The sequence below is a fragment of the Desulfosoma caldarium genome, from assembly GCF_003751385.1.
GTDB classification, from domain to species: domain Bacteria; phylum Desulfobacterota; class Syntrophobacteria; order Syntrophobacterales; family DSM-9756; genus Desulfosoma; species Desulfosoma caldarium.
This window is the reverse complement of record NZ_RJVA01000011.1, coordinates 321473-337248: the sequence shown is the minus strand read 5'-3', so window position 1 is coordinate 337248 and position 15776 is coordinate 321473. Positions and strand designations below refer to the sequence as shown.

Below are 15776 nucleotides of genomic sequence, written 5' to 3'. Positions count from 1 at the left end.
GCACAGGACGTGAAGGCCATGGGTTCCACCCCATGGCCTTTTTTATTTGCCGCGAAAGGAGGTGATGGACATGGGACTTGGCGGTCCAGTGGATTTGGGTGACGACGTCGGCCCGCTTGCGGACTTGAACACAGACGACCGTTTTCCAAAAAAAACTTCAAGGAAGAAAGGATTCCACCATGAGTCGCAAGATCTACGTTTTCGACACCACTCTGCGGGACGGCGAACAGGTTCCCGGAGCGAAACTCAACCGGCGCCAAAAACTGGAAATCGCCGAACAGCTGGCGAAACTGGGTGTGGATGTCATCGAAGCCGGCTTTCCCTGTTCTTCACCGGAAGATTTGAAAGCGGTGCAGACCGTGGCAGAACAGGTTAAAGGTCCGGTGATTGCCGGCCTGGCTCGCGCCGTTCCCTCGGACATTGATTTGGCCTGGGAAGCCGTTCAGAAAGCCGAGCGCCCCAGAATTCACGTTTTTCTCGGATCTTCGGACATTCATCTGCAAAAAAAGCTGCGACGGGACCGCGAAAGCGCTTTGCAGCAGGCGGTGGAGGCGGTCAAGTACGCCAAGAAGTACTGCGAGGATGTGGAATATTCTACGGAGGACGCCTCTCGAAGCGATTTCGACTACTTGTGCCGCGTCATTGAAGCGTGCGTCAAAGCGGGAGCGACCGTCATCAATGTTCCGGACACGGTCGGGTACGCCATTCCCGAACAGTACGGTGAACTCATTCGCCGTCTTCGAGAACGCGTTCCCGCGCTGGACAAGGTCATTTTGAGCGTTCATTGCCATAACGATCTGGGGCTGGCCGTGGCCAACAGCCTGGCGGCCATTCGAAACGGAGCCCAGCAGGTGGAATGCACCATCAACGGCGTCGGGGAGCGGGCCGGAAATGCTTCGCTGGAAGAAATCGTCATGGCCCTGCGCACTCGAAAAGCCTTTTACGACGCCCATACGGACATTGTCACCACGGAAATCTATCGCACTAGCCGCATGGTCAGTCGCCTCATGAACATTCCCGTGCAACCCAACAAGGCCATTGTGGGAGCCAATGCCTTTGCCCATTCTTCCGGCATTCATCAGGACGGCATTCTCAAGGATCGCTCCACCTACGAAATCATTCGTCCGGAAGACGTGGGTGTCAAAGCCCACAGCCTGGTGCTCACCGCTCGCTCGGGCCGGGCCGCCCTGCGCCATCGACTCAAGGAACTGGGGTACAATCTCACCGATGAGCAGTTCGAGCGGGTCCACAAACGGTTTCTTGACGTGGCCGACCGCAAAAAGGAAATCTCCGGCCAGGACCTCACCAGCATCGTGGAAATCGAACTGACCAAAGTGCCGGAAACTTACACCTTTCAGAGCCTGCAGATCATGAGCGGCAACACCATGCAACCCTTGGCTTCCGTCACGCTCATGAAAGATGGACAACCCCACACGGACGCCGCTACGGGAAACGGCCCCGTCAACGCTGTCTTCAACTGCATTGAGCGCATTGTGGGCCAAGAGGGAAAACTTCGAGACTACGACCTTAAGGCCGTCACCATGGGCAAGGACGCTTTAGGCGAAGCCATGGTTCGTGTTGAAATCAACGGCGCGGTCTATTCGGGCATCGGCACGAGCCCGGATGTCATTGAAGCCAGTGCGCGCGCCTACGTGAACGCGTTCAACCGCTTTTTTGCCAACGGTAACCTCTAGCTGCGTGCCCGAGAATGCCATCATTCTCGAGTTCGTGCTCAAAAAATGCCTCGCCTCACACCGAAGGAGCGGCGCAAGCCAGCATTCCATGTGGCGCGGCTTGCGTCGCTCGCCCCCTGATCCGTGCTCAGGCACGCTCCCAATGGATGACCAGAAAATCGCCCCATGCATTGTTTAATCCGCCCATGATATCCGGCACGGGTGGGTGCGCGCCTTACCGGGACTCTTTTCCGGAAGATTCCTCCGAGGCCGTCGGCCCGCTCTCCGCTACGGAAGCCGCATAGGTTTCCCGCGGCACGGGTTGCAGCATCTCGCGATATTCCACTTCGTAAATGTAGAGCATGACCATGGCAAAGGCGAGAATCAGGGGACCGTAAACGACGCCGGCCAGCCCAAACCATTGAACCCCTCCCAAGATGGCCAGGAAAATGTAAAAAGTGGACATGCCCGATTCGCCTCGCATGAAAAAGGGTCGCAGAAAATTGTCAATGGATCCCACCAGGACAACGCACCACAAGGTGAGAAAGACGGCCGAGGCCATTTTGCCGAGAATGACCAGATACACTACCGCGGGGACCCACACCAGAGCCGTGCCCACCACGGGAATAAACGACGTGAAGCCCATGAGTGTTCCCCAGAAGAGGCCAGGAATGCCCACCAGCTTAAGCCCTATGCCACCGGCGACGCCCTGAGCGACGGCGGTCAGAAAACTTCCCAAAAGAGCTGAGCGTGCCACGGCGTGCATTTTTTGTAAGATGCGGTCTTCTTGTTCATCTGGAAGCGGAGAGGCCTTCTTGAGGGCGTGAATCATGGTTTTTCCATCGCGAAGGAGGTAGAATGTAAAAAAAATCAGAAGGAAAAAGCGGGTCACCATTGTGGCCACATCGCCCAGCAAGGCCGCTCCTCGATTGATGAGAAAACGCCCGACATTCTTACTGACCGCCAAAAAATGGCCTTCCAGGTTCAATCTGGGAAAATCCACAAACGTCAAATGAGCCTCCAGCCACTGAGTGCTCTCCAGAATCCTGGGATGATCGGCCAGCTTGCGCAGATTTCCCTGGCGAATCCATTCCGTGACACGATTCACGGAATCGATGCCTTGGGCCACAAGACTGGACACAAAAAATATGAACGGGATGGCTATGACGAAGGTCACCAACAGCACCGTGATCAGAGCGGCCACATTGCGCCGCCCTCGGACCCATTGGCATATACGGTTATGGACGGGGCTGAAAAGAACGGCCAGAAGAGCGGCAAACACAAGGGTGTGAAGAAAGGGCTTGACGACCCCAAAAACCATGTAAAGGGAAAAAAAGAGAAGTCCCAACAAAAAGTAACGGTACCCTCCGCTCGGCCCTCCTTTGCTGCCCCCGCCATTCTCCTTTCCCATCTGAAGTGCCTCACGTCACCTTTCAAATTTCCAGAAAGCCGTCCGGATTATGGAACCTTCTGGGCCTTTTCCTTATAGACCTTGGCCGACTCGGGCTGATTGAGCATCTCATAAAGGAACGACTCCAGAAGATAGGTTTCGCGAAGTTCCTCGGGTCTATTTGTCAAAAGAATTTCCGCCTTCTTGGCAAATTCCAGAGACTTTTTGGGAACGTTCTTTTGCATCCAAACCTTGGCTAGACCGAGAAAGGCCAAGCCGTTGTACCCATCCACCTGTATCGCCTGTTCATAAAAGTTCAAAGCCCCTTCCAGGTCTCCGTTTGCCAAGGCTCGATCCCCTTCGTGCACAAGCTGTACGGAAGCGAGATACTGGGGAGACATTTGCGGCTTTGACGTCGGGGACCCACTGGGTGCCTCTTGGGGTGTTGAGGTCAAGGGCTTTTCCTTGATGGACGCCGAGGGTGCGCTCGGCGTCGATGGAACCGGCGCGGCCGTCGAGGGCGTCTGCGCCGTGGACGTCGAACCACCCCGTGGGCCTGGAATGAGCACCGGGCGTTTCGGAGCACACCCCGTGAGGAACGCTAAGCCAACACAGATCCATAAGAGACATAAGACCACGCGTCCCATCGTCCGCATCGCCAACTCCTTTGCCCCTTCAACTCGCAGCCTATCCTGCACAGTTTCACCGAGATATTCTTCCAACACTTTATGATCAACGCGGACTCAACAATGCTTTCTTCCCGAGGGCAGAGGCATCTCTCGCCCGCTCCGGATGCGGACCAAAGAGGCCCAAGCTCCCGGGTAAAAGTCCTGGTGAGTTCACGACCCTTAGGCTCCCCTGCACCCTGTTCTTCGCGTGTCCGAGAAAAGTCTTGCTTTAAAAAGGAGCGTGTACCCCCTTGGATCTCAAAGATGCGGCGGACTCCCGGCCCCGCATCCGCCTACAGCCATAGACGATCCTTTGAAAGGGCTACACCTTCCTTCGCCTCAAATTTATGTTACAAGTGACATTTTTTTCCCGTCAATGACCGTAAAGAGGACTCCCGGCGCTTGGCACCAGCTCTTCCAGGAAATAAACCGGCCGAGTGTGAAGGCATTCTGCGGTGCCTAGATGACTCGATTCCGTGCACACGAGCTGTTCCACCACCCCGGGCGGCACGGTAAAGGGTTGTGGAGAAATCCATGGACGCACGCCTTTCATGAAACGCGCCCAGAGGCGCAGAGCTCCCGCCGCCCCACTCAATCCCGTGGACCTATTGTCATCAAAGCCCACCCAAACCAGAGCCAGTAGATCGCTGGTGTAGCCCACAAACCAGGAATCCCGATAGTCGCTGCTGGTTCCAGTCTTTCCCGCACAGGGGAACGTGATCCCGAGGGAAGAAAGCCCTCGAGCCGTACCCTCCTTCACCACATTTTGCAACATGTGCGTTATGAGAAACGCCTTGGCGGCACTGGTGACAGTGGTCATTTCCACGTGACGCCGTTCCAGGACCGTGCCCTTGGGTGTGACCACCTTGCGAAGGGTCATCAACTCAGGCCTCTGCCCTTCATTGGCCAAGGCCGCATAGGCTCCGGCCAATTCCAAGGGCGTCACTTCAAAGGCGCCCAAGGCCAAGGATGGATACGGCTCGAGCCTGGAGCGAAATCCCAAACGCCTCGCCGTCTGCACCACCTGCTCGAAACCGATCTGCGCAGCCATGTTCACCGTGGCGGCATTCAAGGAATAGGTGAGCGCCTCCTGAACTGTCACAAGGCCTCGGTATCGCCCGTCATAGTTGCGCGGCGTCCACACCATGCCGCCCACCTGATACACTTTGGGCACGTCCTCAATGAAGCTGACGGGCGTTAGTTGGTCCAGGGCCGCAAGGTAGACGAAGGGTTTGAAAGCGGAACCCGGCTGCCGATGGGCTTGGAGCGCTCGATTAAAGCTGCTCCGCGCATAATCCCGACCACCAACCAGAGCGGTGAGCGCCCCCGTTTTGGGATGGACCACTACCAAAGCCGCTTGAAGCCTCTCCGTGGGGTCCTTCACCCGCAGTCGAGGATTTCGCCCTTCCAACTCGGCCAATCCTTCTCGAATGGTTTTTTCCGCTTCCAACGCCATTTCTGGATTATAGGCGGTGTAGATGACCAAGCCTTCTGAAGCCAGAGTGTCTTTGGAATAGATCGCCTCCAGCTCGGCCTTGACCAGATCGATGTAGTACGGCGCCACGGTGCCGAAGGCTGCACGCGGTGCCGTTCGAATGGGTTCCGATTGGGCTTGTTGATAGGCTTGGGGCGAGATGAATTCAAGATCCCGCATCCGCTGCAACACGACGTCGCGCCTCTCTCGACACAGATCAAGATTCCTGTAGGGCGAATACCGATTGGGCGCCTGAATCATGCCGGCCAACACCGCCGATTCCCCCAGGCTTAGATCCTCCACATTGCGACCGAAATAGAACTGTGCGGCCTCCCCGACGCCGTGAATCGCCATGCTTCGCCACTGCCCTAGGTAGATCTCATTTAGGTACATCTCCAGAATGTCTTCTTTGGTATACCGAGCTTCCAGCACCAGGGCCATGGCGGCCTCCAGAAGCTTTCTTTTGACCGTCCTTTTCGGTTCTAGAAAATAATTCTTCACCAGTTGCTGGGTGATGGTGGACCCTCCCTGCACGATGCGCCCGGCCACAAGGTCCGTCCACAGGGCTCGTGCGATTCCCCACCAGTCGATGCCGCGGTGCTCGAAAAATCGCCGGTCCTCAATGGCGATGACGGCCTTGATCAAGTGATCCGGCACATCTTTGAGGCGAATGAGCAGGCGGCTTTCACGATTTTCACCAAAAAGGCGCGCCAGCACCACCGGTTCCACCGCCACATAGGGGCGGCTGGCTCCGGACTCCTCAAGGCTCACCACCTTTTCTCCCTGAAATCGCACCAGCACTTGTCGGGATTTCAGCGCCGTGCCCGGATATGAAAAGTCTCGAAAATAGACGCGAATTTCGTCCTTTCCGAGCACGTATTCGCCGGGACTTGGCGTGGAGGCGGTGGTCAACCGGTAGCCCCGAGCCGTCAGGACCTCTTCGAACCGGGCCGCTCCCAGAGGCATGCCGGGGTAAATCACCAGCGAGTCACTCAACACCACCGCAGGCACACTCCACAACCGACCGGCAAAACGCTCTTCAATGGCTCGAGACAGATAGACGTAGCCTGCAAAGATGGCCGCGGCACAAAAAATTCCCAGCGCCACGCCAAGTCCCACAAGGCGGCGTACCCATGACTTTGTCTTTTTCATGAACTCACGCTCATCATTTGCGATCCAATCGAACAACGCATTCGATGTGCGGTGTGTGCGGAAAGAGATCAAAGGGCTGCACGGCATGTACCCTATAGGCGTGCGACAAGCCCGAGAGATCTCGCGCCAGCGTTGACGGGTTGCAGGAAACCGCCACAATGCGGCGTGGAGCCAGTTCAAGGAGTGTCTTGACAACCTTGGGGTGCATGCCTGAACGGGGCGGATCGGTGACGATCACGTCCGGTTGCCCTCCAAAAACGTCCAGGGAATGCTGCCGAAGCACGTCCTTGAGGTCCCCGGCAAAGAAGCGGCAGTTGTCCACGCCGTTGAGGGCCGCGTTTTGGTAAGCGTCCGCCACGGCCTCTTCCACCAACTCAAAGCCTGTCACGGTACGGGCCTGCCCCGCCAGCGTCAAGGCAATACTGCCGGTGCCGCAATAGAGGTCCCACACCGTTTCCGTACCCGTCAATTCGGCACTTTCCAAGACCGCCGCATACAGCTTCTCTGCGCCGAGGGTGTTTGTCTGAAAAAAGGATTGGGCGGAAATACGAAAGCGAAGCCGCCCCACATGCTCCTCAATGGCTCCCGACCCCCAAAGCACTCGAGAGCACTCGCCTTGGGCCACCTGGGCTCGTGTTCGATTGACGGAATGCACAAAAGTGGTCACCGGCGGTCCTTGGGATTCCAACTCTCGGGCCACCCGTTCCACAGTTCCATGAACCTCGGGAACATCCGCCGTGATGAGGTGCACCAGGCGCTGTCCCGTCTTTTTAGCTTCACGCACCACCACAAAGCGCCACACTCCCCGATGGGTGCGAATGTGGTAGGGAGCCAAACCACTTGCCTTGGCCGCACGCCGAAGAATATCCACCACGGCCATGGCTTCCGAAGATTCCAGACGGCAGTCGTGCACGTCAAAGACGCGGTCGTATCGACCGCGTACGTGCAATCCCAGGGCAAAGGACCGGTCGTAGGCCACGTCCGAGCAGGCCACTTCGTTCGGAGACAGCCATCGGTGAGCCGAAAAGGTAAATTCCATTTTGTTTCGGTACCCGTAAAGGACAGGGGACGGTATCACTTCAAAAACGGGAAAGTCGGCAGGATCTCCAAGGGCTAGGAGACATTCGCTCACGTGGCGATGTTTCCACACCAATTGCTGGGCATAGTCCAAGTTCTGCCACAGGCAACCGCCGCACACGCCAAAATGGGCACAGGCCGGGTCCACCTCATCCGGGGATCGTTCTAAGACTTCAAGCACTTGAGCCTCGGCGTAGTTGGCTTTCTTTTTGGCAATACGCACGCGAACCCTTTGGCCGGGCAAAGCGCGGTCCATAAGCACGACAAAGCCGTCAAGGCGGCTCAAAGCTTTGCCTCCGAAAATCAACTTTTCCACCGGGAGCGTCAGTTCGCTGCCCCTGCGAAGCGATTCCATTGTCTTGTCGTTCCTTTCACGTCCCCAAAGCTCTGGTCTATCTCAAGGCACCTATGCTAATAGATACGCTCTCGGAACACCAGATGCATTGTTGCGAAATCCAGCCATGCTGAAGGACCGTGACGGAGGCCTTGCCCATGCGATCCCTGCACACCTACGCAAAGCTCATCAAATTCAGCCACACCGTTTTCGCTCTACCCTTTGCCCTGGCTGCCGTCACCTTGGCTCACATGGAAAAGCCCTTGACAATCCCGACGCTTTTCTGGGTTGTTCTGGCCATGGTGGGAGCCCGTTCGGCGGCCATGGGTTTCAACCGTTTGGTGGATGTCCGCTTTGATCGTTTAAATCCCAGAACGGCCAATCGGCCGTCGGTCACCGGAGAGATTTCCGTTCAAGCCATGGTCGGGTTCGTTGCGGGCTCTTCGCTCGTGTTCCTGGTGAGCGCCGCCATGCTGGGACCCCTCTGCCTGAAGCTGGCCCTTCCCTGCCTCGCCGTGCTCTTTGGGTATTCCTACACCAAACGGTTCACGGCAGCCTCTCACATGTACCTGGGCGCCGCCATCGGACTGGCCCCCCTAGGCGCCTGGATCGCGGTCACCGGATCCTTGGATGCACGGATTCTTCTGCTCTCTGCGGCTCTCATGACCTACATCGCCGGTTTTGACATTCTCTATGCGTGCCAGGATGTGGATTTTGACAGATCCATCGGGTTGTACAGCCTGCCCTCCCGGTGGGGCATTCCCCGGGCCTTGCGTTTTTCCGAGGCACTGCACGCCACGACCGTCGTCTGCCTTTTAGGCTTGGGGCTGGCTTTTCAAAGGGGTCGCATCTTTTACCTTTTTCTTTGCGTCATTGCAGGCCTTCTTGTCCTGGAACACTGGCTCGTGCGGCCGCATCGGCTCAACCATATCCCCATTGCCTTTTTCCATGTCAACAGCCTGGTTTCCATTCTTTTGCTCGCTGCCGTGTGGCTGGATGTCCTGTGGCCAACGTAGGCCAAGAAATGGTCCCATTTTCCATGAGTTCGAGGAGCCTGTCCGTGTCGCAAGTGTCCCTGGAAAAGAGTCCGCACCGCATGGGGTCCATGTTCAATCGCATCGCCAGGACCTATGACCTGCTCAATCATGCCCTCTCTCTGGGTCTGGACCTGTGGTGGCGCCGCCAGGCGGTACACGCCCTCTGGCGCTTGGCACCCCATGCGCAACGGGTGTTGGATGTGGCCACGGGAACGGGAGATCTGGCCTTTGCGGCCTTGCGAAGGCGTCCTCACGTGACGGTGATCGGCGTAGACGTCGCTTGCAACATGCTGCGCCTGGCCGCAACAAAACGCCGCGCCGCCTCCGTTTCTACGACCCGCTACGGCCTCGTGGCCGCAGACGCTCTAAAAATGCCCTTTCCCGACGAATCCTTTGATGCACTCATGATCGCCTACGGCATTCGTAACCTGCCCGATATGCCCGGAGCCTTTCGAGAATTTCGCCGCGTCCTTCGTCCCAAAGGCTATTTGCTTATATTGGAATTTACCCTACCGCGGCATCCTCTTTTGAAAAAGGCTTATCTGCTTTACTTTGAAAAAATTCTTCCACGCCTCGGCGGTTGGGTGTCTCGAGACCGGGAAGCGTACCGCTATTTGCCCGCGTCCGTGGGGGCCTTTATCAGTCCGGAGACCATGAGTCGCCTTGGGGCGGCACACGGTTTTACCACATGTTGCATAAAGCCTCTCACGGCTGGGATCACCTATTATTGGATCGGCCGTTGCGCAAAGGATGCCTTATGAAAACCGCCTATAAGAATCTAGGAGATTTCGTCCAAGCTCTGGAAAAAGAAGGGGAACTGCTGCGCATACAGGCGCCTGTGTCCCGGGATTTGGAAATCACCCAAATCACCGACATCATGTGCAAAAGCCCGGGTGGCGGCAAAGCGCTTTTGTTTGAAAATGTGCTAGAATCTCCCTTTCCGGTGCTCACCAATGCCTTCGGCAGCGAAAAACGCATCACCATGGCCTTGGGGGTGCGCCACCTGGACGACTTGGCGGCTCGCGTGCGGCGATTCCTTGAAATAGAACCTCCCAAATCGCTGGCCCACGCGCTTCGATTGCTACCTCTGGGCCTGGATCTGTTGCGTTTTGTCCCTCGAAAGGTTCGCACGGCTCCCTGTCAGGACGTGGTGCTTCGCGGACCCGATCTGGACTTGAACCGGTTGCCTGTGCTCAAATGCTGGCCCAAAGACGGAGGGCCCTTTGTGACTCTTCCCGTTGTGATCACACGCAGCCTCAAGACCGGCAAGCGCAATGCAGGCATGTACCGGCTTCAAGTATACGATGCCAAGACCACAGGCATGCACTGGCATATTCATAAGGATGGGTCCCATTATTTTCAGGAATACCGAGCAGCCCGCAAACCCATGCCCGTGGCCGTGGCCGTGGGAACCGATCCGGCGACCACCTACGCCGCAACGGCTCCGTTGCCTCGCGGTGTGGATGAAATGATCCTTTCGGGATTCATTCGTCAAGCTCCCGTGCCCATGACCCGCGCCGTGACCGTGCCGCTGGACGTGCCGGCTGAAGCGGAATTTATTCTGGAAGGCTACGTGGATCCCGAGGAACTTCGAGTGGAAGGGCCATTTGGCGATCACACGGGTTATTACTCCCTTACGGACCTTTACCCGGTCTTTCATCTGACGGCCATCACGCACCGCAAGCATCCCATTTACCCGGCCACCGTCGTGGGGCGCCCTCCCATGGAAGATTGTTACCTGGCCAAGGCCACGGAACGGCTTTTTCTCCCTTTGCTCCAGACGGTTTTACCGGAAATCAAGGACTACTGGCTTCCATGGGAGGGGGTTTTTCACAATATTACGGTGGTCGCCATGGAAAAGGAATATCCCGGCCACGGACGCAAAGTCATGAGCGCCCTGTGGGGGCAAGGCCAGATGAGTTTTTGCAAGGCCTTGGTCATGGTGGATGCCCATGTGGATCTGCATCGCCCCGATAGGGTTCTGGAAACGGTGCTCAACAACGTGGATCTGGAGCGGGATCTTTACATTACGGAAGGGGTTCTGGACGTATTGGACCACAGTGCTCCGCAACCGCTCTTTGGCGGCAAAGTCGGCTTGGACGCCACCGCTCGACTTGCTTCGGAACCCCAAAGACCTCAACGGGCTCGGCCAGAATCATGGCCGGACGATGCGCAACTTCTCGCGAAGGCTCGCCAAATCAGCGAAAGGTTCACAGGTTGCCGACGGGTGAAGCTGGACGTTTTGAATCCCGTTTTGTTGCTCAACGTGATCAAGGACGGCACCGCGTCCGCCCGTTCCCTGGCACCGGCCTTGATGGAAGCCGATGCGCTAAAGCCCGTGACCATTTTCGTGCTTTATGATCAGGACATCGCCCTGCAGGATGGGTCCTTGGTCCTATGGAAACTCTTCAACAATGTGGACCCGCTTCGGGATATCGTCCGCAAGGGCTCTCGCCTCGTTGTCGATGCCACGAAAAAAGGTCCAGAAGACGGACATCTACGGCCTTGGCCCGACGACATCGTCATGGACCCTGAAGTGGTCCAGCGCGTACGGCGCCGAGCCCAAGAACTGGGTATTGCAGCCTATCTCGACTGAGAAAAGCTTAACGCTCCAGGAGCTGGCTAGCCCACACGGGGTTTTCGATTTTTTTGTTTTCCAGGTGCATGACGGCGTAGATAATGCTGTTGTAAGGCACAGGAACGCCATGGGCCTTGCCCAGCCTCACCACCATGCCGTTGAGGGCCTCTACTTCCGTCTTGCGGTGCCATTCCAGGTCGCGCAACATGGAACACTTGAACTTGGGATTGTAGGAATAGGCCAGAGCCAAGGCATCTTCCACGGCATTGTCCGGCAACGCGACGCCACACTTCTTGGAAACCTCCAAGACTTCCTTCATGGTCCCTTCCAGAATTTCCCGCGTCTCGGGACAATCCAGGATGAGCCCTAGGGGCGCGCGACCCAGTGTGCTTACACCATGCACACCGCAAATGAAAAGGAACTTGGCCCACAAAACCTTTTGAATATCGTCGGATACCTCGGCATGAATGCCTGCATGCTGAAAAGTTTCTAAAATTTTTTGAACGCGCTCCGTGCGCTCCCCCGAAAACTCTCCGAAAATAATTTTTCCGGGCTTGCCCATGTGCGCAATCACGCCTGGAGATGCAATGGTGGATTCGATAAAGACAGTGCCGGGCAAGATTTTTTCCTCACCGAAAACCTGAGCGAGTTTTTCAGCGTTGTCGATGCCGTTTTGAAGTGTAAGAATTGTGGTGTCGGCTTCCACCATGGGAGTCGCACAGCGAGCCGCCTTTTCGGTATCATGAGACTTGACGCAAAAGAGCAGCAGATCGACCGGGCCGATTTCTTCCGGTTCCGATGTGGCATGAATGCGCACTCGAAAATTCTCGTTATTGGTGACGACTTCCAAGCCCTCTTCCTGCAAGGCTTGCAGGTGCTTTCCTCGAGCTACAAAATGAATGTCCACGCCGGCGCGCGCGAGAAAACCTCCGAAGTAGCCGCCAACCCCTCCGGTTCCCATGACCCCGATCTTCATTGATCGCTCCTTCTCGTTCTAAACCTCGACGTTTAAGAGTGTCCTGCGTCAAGCCCTCCTTGAAGCACCTTTCCATGCCCTTAGCGGACAAATCCGGGTATATATAGCGTCTTGCTCAGGTCCCGTCAAACCTTGCCATCGGGTTTGCTGGCATAATTCCATCAAAGCCGGCCAAGCCGAGCGTAGGCCAGTGGAGCGTGTTGACCGCATTCCGGATTCAGCAACAGGCGGTCTCGGCGCCGCAACGATTGAGCGCGCTAACCATGCCATGCCACAGGCTTTTAAAAAGGCACCAGGAATGCATTCTTGTTCAAGACCTGATGAACTCCCATTGAGCTGGACGTCTTCGAGCCATCTTAGCCACTCCTCAAAGCGGAGAGGGCCAGGTACTCATGGCCCGCTCAAAACTCGTACTTCCAGGTAAGTCGCTTCACGGCGTCGAAGCTGCCCGTGCCGTCAGGCACCCTCTGGCCACGTCGGTGTGGAACTCGAAAAGCAGAATCCACCCAGAAAGCCTAAGAGTACGCGATACGTTATGAACGCACTCCCGTGGCAACCGTCTGTGTATCACGAACCCTGCCGACGAAGAAATCGATGCGGATCAAGTCTTTCTCTGACATGTAGAATTTTCTTCAATATTTTTATTTCGCACAGCAAAGGATTGAAGTATAGGCCACGGAGATGCTCTACCCATTTTGATTGGTGTCGAGTGCTCGAGTTATTCCTGAGCCGATCTATTAGGACGTATACTCAAGCGATGGCGTGGGCGTATTGATCACCGCGTACTAAAGCGCATGGGTCAAGTGAGATGATGACAGGATTTTTGGTGGCATGAACGCCGTGTGAGATTCACGGGCGGGTGCCCAAAATAGATGCATGGATGGAATTTCTTTCACGGGTTCAGGTTTGACAAAGCGGCGCAAAAATTTCAAGATACCCCCCGGTTTTCAATCGAATCGGCTCATCACATTCCAAGCCATGGGCGTCGCCTCGGTGGAGGGTGCGCTGTGGAGAGAGTTCTGGGTCATGAAAAACGTCTTTGACAATGTGCTGCAGGCCATCGGCAACACCCCTTTGGTTCGCATCAACCGCCTCAACCCCAACCCTCGAACCACCATCTATGCCAAGCTCGAATGCAAGAATCCCGGCGGTTCCATTAAGGACCGCCCGGCACTAGCCATGATCGAAGCGGCGGAACGCAGTGGAGAGCTGACACCTCAGAAAACCATCATCGAAGCCACCAGCGGCAATACCGGCATCGGGTTGGCCGTGGTGGCCGCCGTCAAGGGCTACCGCCTCATTTTGGCCATGCCTGAGACGGCCAGCAGTGAGCGCCAGAAAATTCTCAAGGCCCTGGGCGCCGAACTGCTGCTCACTCCCGGAGCCTTGGGCACCGACGGCGCCATTGAAGAAGTCTATCGCATGGTGCGGGAGCATCCGGACAAGTATTTTTTGGCCGATCAATTCAACAATCCGGCCAATCCCGAAGCACACTATCGAGGCACAGGTCCGGAAATTTATGAGCAAACCGAAGGACGGGTCAATGTGGTGGTGACCACTCTAGGCACAAGCGGCACCGCCATGGGCATCCTGCAGGCCATGAAGGAACGCAATGCCGCCATTGAAGTGGTGGCCGTGGAGCCCTACCCGGGGCACAAGATTCAAGGACTCAAGAACATGAAGGAGTCCTACGTGCCGGGCATCTTTGATCGGCACAAGCTGGACCGCATTGTTCATGTAAAAGACGAAGACGCTTTTGAAATGGCCCGGCGATTGGCTCGGGAAGAGGGCATCTTTGTGGGTATGAGTTCCGGGGCCTGCATGGCCGCGGCCGTGGAAATCGCCAAGGAACGGGAAAGTGGCGTCATTGTGGCCGTCCTACCCGACGGCGGCGACCGCTACCTCAGCACCAACCTCTTTACCACAATGCTGGAACCGGATTTTCGCTTTTTTGATTTTCTGCAGCGCACCAAAGTGAACTTCAAACCCGTGGTGGAAGGCACAATCCGCATCGCCGTGACGGGCCCTCCCCTGGATTCCTGCCTTTCTCTGGAAACCGCTCGAAGGCTTATGCTTGCAGATATTCTCACGCGATTCGTACGATCCAAAGGCTTTCGAACGGAAACCTATGTTTTCCTTCCCGACCTGGACAGCCGATCCATTCAGAGCGCTCTGGAAAAGAACACAGCCCTCGAAGACTACGTGGAAGAGCAGATGGCGGTTTTCACCACGGAATTGCAGAAGCTTGGCATGGCCTCGCAGCTCGGCCTGACCAAGACGAGCGACCATCTGGACGCCGTCGTCAACCTGGTGCGTTCCTTGATCAAAAAAGGCGCCGCTTACGAAAAGCTGCGATCAGTCTATTTCAGTGTAGCGCAGGTGGATGACTACGGACGGCTGCCCCGCATTGACCCCAAAAAGATTCGGCCCGGATCTTCGGTGGATTTGAGCGCCTACGAGAAGTTGAACCCCCGCGATTTCGCCCTGCTCAAGCGGGCCACCTTGGCCGAACTGAAACGCGGCCACTACATCAAGACCGAATGGGGCAATGTGGTGCCCACGTGGCATATCGCCACCGCGGCCATGGTCATGGATCAGCTTGGATTTCCCGTGGACATCTGTGTCAGTGCCATGGATTTTCTCTTTCCTCATTTGGAAAACCTGCGCACCATCGCCGCAGCCTTCACCGGAAAGGCCTACGCGAACACGTGGCTTTTGTGCGAAAGGATTCAAAGCGCGGAGGACGAAAGCTCGGCCCTGTGGAAGGCCGAGGAATCTGCAAGGCCGCTGACCCTTGAAGACCTCTACGCCCAAGGCATGACTCCCACTGAGGTCCGCTTCTGGCTGATCGCCTCCCATTACCGCAAACCCATGCGGCTTTCCAGGCAAAGTCTTCAAAGCGCCGCCCGGGGGCTCAAGAGGGTAAGGGAATTCATCCATCGGCTGCGCCATAGTCCGGTGGACGATGGCGCCGTCAACGGAGTGGAAGAAGAGGTGTTTTCGCTGGAGCGAGACTTTTTTGAGGCTCTGGCCAACGACGTGAACACACCCAAGGCCCTGGCAGCCCTTTTCGATTTCGTCCGCACAATGCATCAGCGCATGGATCAAGGCCCTCTGGCACCGCGGGCCAAGGAAGCCGCTCTTCAGGCGGTTCAAAACGTGGATCGCATTCTGGGTCTGTTTGAGCCGGAACTTCGCCCCTTGTCCAACGAAGAAAAGGCCCTCATGGATCAGAGGGAAGCCGCCCGCGCCCGCAAGGATTGGGCTCGAGCCGACGCGCTTCGAGAAGAGCTGCGCCGTCTGGGGATCGTCGTTCGAGATTCCGCCCACGGCCCTATCTGGGAACGAATTTCTTGATGCGGGCTCATCGGCCCAGGACGCCTCTCCGGTGCCCACGATGCCCATGAGCTTGGCTGT

10 protein-coding genes are annotated in these 15776 nt (G+C 56.6%); 5 read left to right on the top strand and 5 right to left on the bottom strand.

Going from position 1 to position 15776, the window contains the following annotated elements:
* Positions 1 to 179 precede the first annotated feature (179 nt).
* Positions 180 to 1694 (top strand): 2-isopropylmalate synthase, encoded by a 1515-nt coding sequence (locus tag EDC27_RS07395; RefSeq protein ID WP_123289966.1) that lies wholly within the window; start codon positions 180 to 182, stop codon positions 1692 to 1694.
* 214 nt (positions 1695 to 1908) lie between these two features.
* Here the strand turns inward: EDC27_RS07395 and EDC27_RS07390 are convergent, their stop codons facing one another.
* The 4 genes from EDC27_RS07390 to rlmD all read right to left on the bottom strand — a co-directional run bounded on the left by EDC27_RS07390 (position 1909) and on the right by rlmD (position 7789).
* A complete protein-coding gene (locus EDC27_RS07390) occupies positions 1909 to 3084 on the bottom strand; it encodes an AI-2E family transporter (RefSeq protein WP_123289965.1) in 1176 nt (391 codons plus the stop codon).
* Positions 3085 to 3131: 47 nt separating this feature from the next.
* Positions 3132 to 3719 carry a tetratricopeptide repeat protein gene (locus EDC27_RS07385; RefSeq protein ID WP_123289964.1) on the bottom strand — a complete coding sequence of 196 codons (588 nt, stop codon included), beginning with the start codon at positions 3717 to 3719 and terminating at the stop codon, positions 3132 to 3134.
* Positions 3720 to 4104: 385 nt separating this feature from the next.
* Positions 4105 to 6357: a PBP1A family penicillin-binding protein gene (locus EDC27_RS07380; protein WP_170161673.1), complete on the bottom strand. Its 2253-nt coding sequence runs from the start codon at positions 6355 to 6357 to the stop codon at positions 4105 to 4107.
* Between the two features lie 13 nt (positions 6358 to 6370).
* Positions 6371 to 7789 (bottom strand): 23S rRNA (uracil(1939)-C(5))-methyltransferase RlmD, encoded by a 1419-nt coding sequence (rlmD, locus tag EDC27_RS07375; RefSeq protein WP_123289962.1) that lies wholly within the window; start codon positions 7787 to 7789, stop codon positions 6371 to 6373.
* A gap of 137 nt (positions 7790 to 7926) precedes the next feature.
* Here rlmD and EDC27_RS07370 point away from each other — a divergent pair, with 137 nt between their 5' ends.
* Genes EDC27_RS07370 through EDC27_RS07360 form a run of 3 tightly spaced genes read left to right on the top strand, consistent with a single transcriptional unit; the run spans position 7927 to position 11401 of the window.
* Positions 7927 to 8784, top strand: a complete 858-nt coding sequence (locus tag EDC27_RS07370; protein ID WP_123290136.1) for a UbiA-like polyprenyltransferase — start codon at positions 7927 to 7929, stop codon at positions 8782 to 8784.
* Between the two features lie 44 nt (positions 8785 to 8828).
* Positions 8829 to 9566, top strand: a complete 738-nt coding sequence (gene ubiE / locus EDC27_RS07365) for a bifunctional demethylmenaquinone methyltransferase/2-methoxy-6-polyprenyl-1,4-benzoquinol methylase UbiE (protein WP_170161672.1) — start codon at positions 8829 to 8831, stop codon at positions 9564 to 9566.
* Complete coding sequence (locus EDC27_RS07360) at positions 9563 to 11401, top strand: menaquinone biosynthesis decarboxylase (protein WP_123289960.1); 1839 nt, start codon at positions 9563 to 9565, stop codon at positions 11399 to 11401. The genes ubiE and EDC27_RS07360 overlap by 4 nt, the downstream gene beginning before the upstream one ends.
* 7 nt (positions 11402 to 11408) lie before the next feature.
* Here EDC27_RS07360 and EDC27_RS07355 read toward each other — a convergent pair whose 3' ends face one another.
* Complete coding sequence (locus EDC27_RS07355) at positions 11409 to 12359, bottom strand: ketopantoate reductase family protein (RefSeq protein WP_123289959.1); 951 nt, start codon at positions 12357 to 12359, stop codon at positions 11409 to 11411.
* A 1026-nt stretch (positions 12360 to 13385) separates the two neighbouring features.
* Here EDC27_RS07355 and EDC27_RS07350 point away from each other — a divergent pair.
* Positions 13386 to 15716 (top strand): cysteine synthase, encoded by a 2331-nt coding sequence (locus tag EDC27_RS07350; protein WP_211334812.1) that lies wholly within the window; start codon positions 13386 to 13388, stop codon positions 15714 to 15716.
* Positions 15717 to 15776: the final 60 nt, after the last annotated feature.